At 39.6% G+C, this 2,969-nt stretch carries 3 protein-coding genes; all 3 read right to left on the minus strand.

Features of this window, described 5'->3' with window-relative positions; translation table 11 throughout:
- Window positions 1-195 precede the first annotated feature (195 nt).
- On the minus strand, window positions 196-1,602 hold the full coding sequence (locus tag IIB50_03175; GenBank protein MCH7530090.1) for a M48 family metalloprotease: 1,407 nt from the start codon (window positions 1,600-1,602) through the stop codon (window positions 196-198).
- The gene (locus IIB50_03180) at window positions 1,574-2,083 is read right to left on the minus strand and encodes a hypothetical protein (GenBank protein ID MCH7530091.1); all 510 of its coding nucleotides are present in this window, start codon (window positions 2,081-2,083) and stop codon (window positions 1,574-1,576) included. The genes IIB50_03175 and IIB50_03180 overlap by 29 nt, the downstream gene beginning before the upstream one ends.
- A 492-nt stretch (window positions 2,084-2,575) precedes the next feature.
- Window positions 2,576-2,926: a hypothetical protein gene (locus IIB50_03185; protein ID MCH7530092.1), complete on the minus strand. Its 351-nt coding sequence runs from the start codon at window positions 2,924-2,926 to the stop codon at window positions 2,576-2,578.
- Window positions 2,927-2,969: the final 43 nt, after the last annotated feature.

A 2,969-nucleotide genomic window follows, 5' to 3' on the forward strand; every position in this document is an offset into this window, starting at 1 on the left:
ATGAACAAATATTAAACGTATAAATTCGTATCCCACAGGGCGGGCAAGCCCCAAATTCAAATAAACGAAATTCAAAACGGTTTGTTTCGGTTATTGAAATTTGGATTTTGAATTTATTTGTAATTTGGGATTTGAGTTTTGTAATTTAATTTTCTGTCAAAAAAAACAAGAAATTGTCGGCTTAGCGCCTAAACCTTATTTATTTTTAATTTCATTCAAGACTTCTTCTAATTTTCTAATACGTTCTTTAATACCGGGTTTTATATTAATCAGATTAAACATAACAAGTTCATTTTTCTTCAACGCTTTATCCTTAAACTTCTGGATGGTGTTGAGCATAGCTATATTGGTTTCAGGGTCAAAACCAGCCTTATTGAGCATTTTAATCCCATTCTCGTCCGCACGAAGTTCGGTTTCAGCGGAAAAGTTACTGACCAGCGCTGTCTCCAGGTGTTGAGCGCCCATTTCTCCAAGACTGCGACCTGCTGCGCGTCCTAAATCCCACATTGCGCTCCCCAAAGCCCCATAGCCACCCAGTTGACTAATGACGTCCACCACTATATCTCCTATAAACAATGATTCTCGCATACCCCATGCCCCCATGCCCCCTAATTGCTTTGTCTTCAATCGTACAATTGTATCGTGCTTAATCAGGTGGTCCAGTTCATGGGCCAGGACAGAGGCAACTTGGCCGGTAGTATCAAGGCTGTCCAGAAGACCGGACGAAACAATTATATTGCCATTTGGCAGCGCAAATGCGTTGAGTCCATTTGCCGGAATAATAGTAACCCGTGTTTTTAAATCCGGGACATCAGCAGCTTTCTTAAGCCGATCGACAATTTCATCCAACCAGGAAGTAACCTCAGGGGAATAAACCGTAATCAATTCCTCCCTCATACTCTTGGATATCCATCCACCAAGCATCTGTTCCAACACTAAATATTTATAAGGTTCATTTGTAGCAGTTTGGAAACCCTCTACTTTAGTTTCGTGCCCGGATTGTTGTTGTTTCTCATAAACAAACTTATCGCGCCAGAGCGTTGGGCCATAGAGCTGAATCTGGATTTGAGAAAAAAGCAACTGCGCAGTGCCATCATTATTCCTCAAATTACCCGTGCTTGGCTCAAATACAGCCACTGCAACCTCTGTTTCGCCTGAATCGGGCTTCTTAATAACGGCAACCCAAAGCCATTGCTCAAAAAAACTACCATATGTGGCAATTCGGTGCCTATTTTCCGGAGCACGCTTATTTTCACGTGCTTTTAAAACCAGCATGGATTGTTGAGAACTTGACGAATCCATAGCAAGTATCCCCTGATATTGCGACAATACGTCCAGGGATGCATCCCAAACTTCTTTAAATGGTTTCGAATATTCCCATGATTGCCCTGCCTTTTGTATTTCCGAGGCTTCCGGCGCTACAAAAGAACTTTCCAGGCCTTTATTGTAATATGAATGATAAGCACCTGTGGAGCCCACATACGCTGTCTTGGTAGTGCTACATCCAAGCAACGATAGCGAACCAACAATAATCACAAAGCACATCATCCGGCAAGTAAACACTGAAAAAACGTTACCTTGACAAAGCTTTGTTATCTGCATTTAACACCTCTCGTTTACCCAGTTCTTGAGTAACAAGCCCTTGGAAAAAGTTGGCAAAAATACCGCGTGAGTGTACCATATTCGGCTGAGTCAAGCGCCCATAATACACACGGCGTAAGCGCATTAGTGACCCTTTACTTCTCGGCCTGACGCAAACAGTAGTGATTGCTGTGCCTCCCTCACCCACCTCAGAAACTTCGCTTTCAAAAAATTCTTTCATTTCGTCTAATTTATGAATGTCAGCAACTTTTCCACTATCTTCCAGCATTGTACCAAGGTTCTCAATCCAGGAAATAACAAGATCATTCGAATCCCTTACTAGAATCTGGCACTTAATGCGTGAGTCAACAATATCTGCGGCTGCCTGCCATACATGTTGAGGATTATCAGAGTATGAATACTCTTCAGAAAGAATAGGCTGCATCATTTCTTCAGCAACACCTAAATTTCCTTTGCATTCCGCAAGAGTTGCATACATCATAAACACGATTAGAAAACAAATTATTCTTGTGTATACTGACATTTCGACAAATTTATTAATACTATGCAGAAAATACACAGTTTTGTTGAAACCGTACGAAAAATATTTTAGTATATAGAAAAGGGGTTCGTCTGTCTGCCACTGTACATGTTCATACAGTTGGATTTACTAATCGGAATCCTGAAAAAAGAGTATAATATGATTTGAGAACGAATATTTGTGGCAAGAAAGTTCATTAATTTACTTCCATGTAAAATTAAACTTTATTAAATAAACTTATCCACATCAAACTATGTGGTATAGTTACAATACTGGTAGAATGGTATGAAAGAAGGAGCGTAAAGCTTTATATTATAAAAGTCAAGTGGAAAATTTCTCATAAGGAAGCGTCGTTATTTTATTTTGATAAAAACAAAGTCATTGGGTAAAGCTGTCGTCAAAACGCAGTCAACTCCACGGTAATCAACAGTTCTCATTCAATTTCCTTATTTGTCAAGCGGCCAGTAATGTCTTTTTTGCGGAGAGTACATAGATTATGCCGGAAATTATGGTAACTATAACTGTAATCCATATGAAGGCATAAACTATGTATTGCATCCAGATGATGTCTTCAAAGTGAGCATAGTAGAGGATCATTGCACAAATAGTTACTGATTGTATAACCATCTTGGTTTTTCCCCAGATGTTACTGGCAAATTTAACTCCCTTTGATTCAGAAAAACCCCTTATACTACTAACAAAAAATTCTCTGGCCACTATTACAATTACCATCCATGGCGCGATAACATCCTTTGCGATATGTAAAAAAATAATAAAAGCTCCACAGATAATAACCTTGTCCACAAATGGGTCTACTATACGCCCCAGGTCTGTTGATAAGTCCCAC

This window comes from Patescibacteria group bacterium (genome assembly GCA_022560785.1).
GTDB lineage: Bacteria > Patescibacteriota > Minisyncoccia > Phycocordibacterales > JADFSL01 > JADFSL01.

Excerpts from the sequence above, each read along its gene's own strand:
- IIB50_03180 (MCH7530091.1), bottom strand. The coding sequence starts at position 2,083 with ATGATGTATGCAACTCTTGCGGAATGCAAAGGAAATTTAGGTGTTGCT.
- IIB50_03175 (MCH7530090.1), bottom strand. The coding sequence starts at position 1,602 with ATGCAGATAACAAAGCTTTGTCAAGGTAACGTTTTTTCAGTGTTTACT.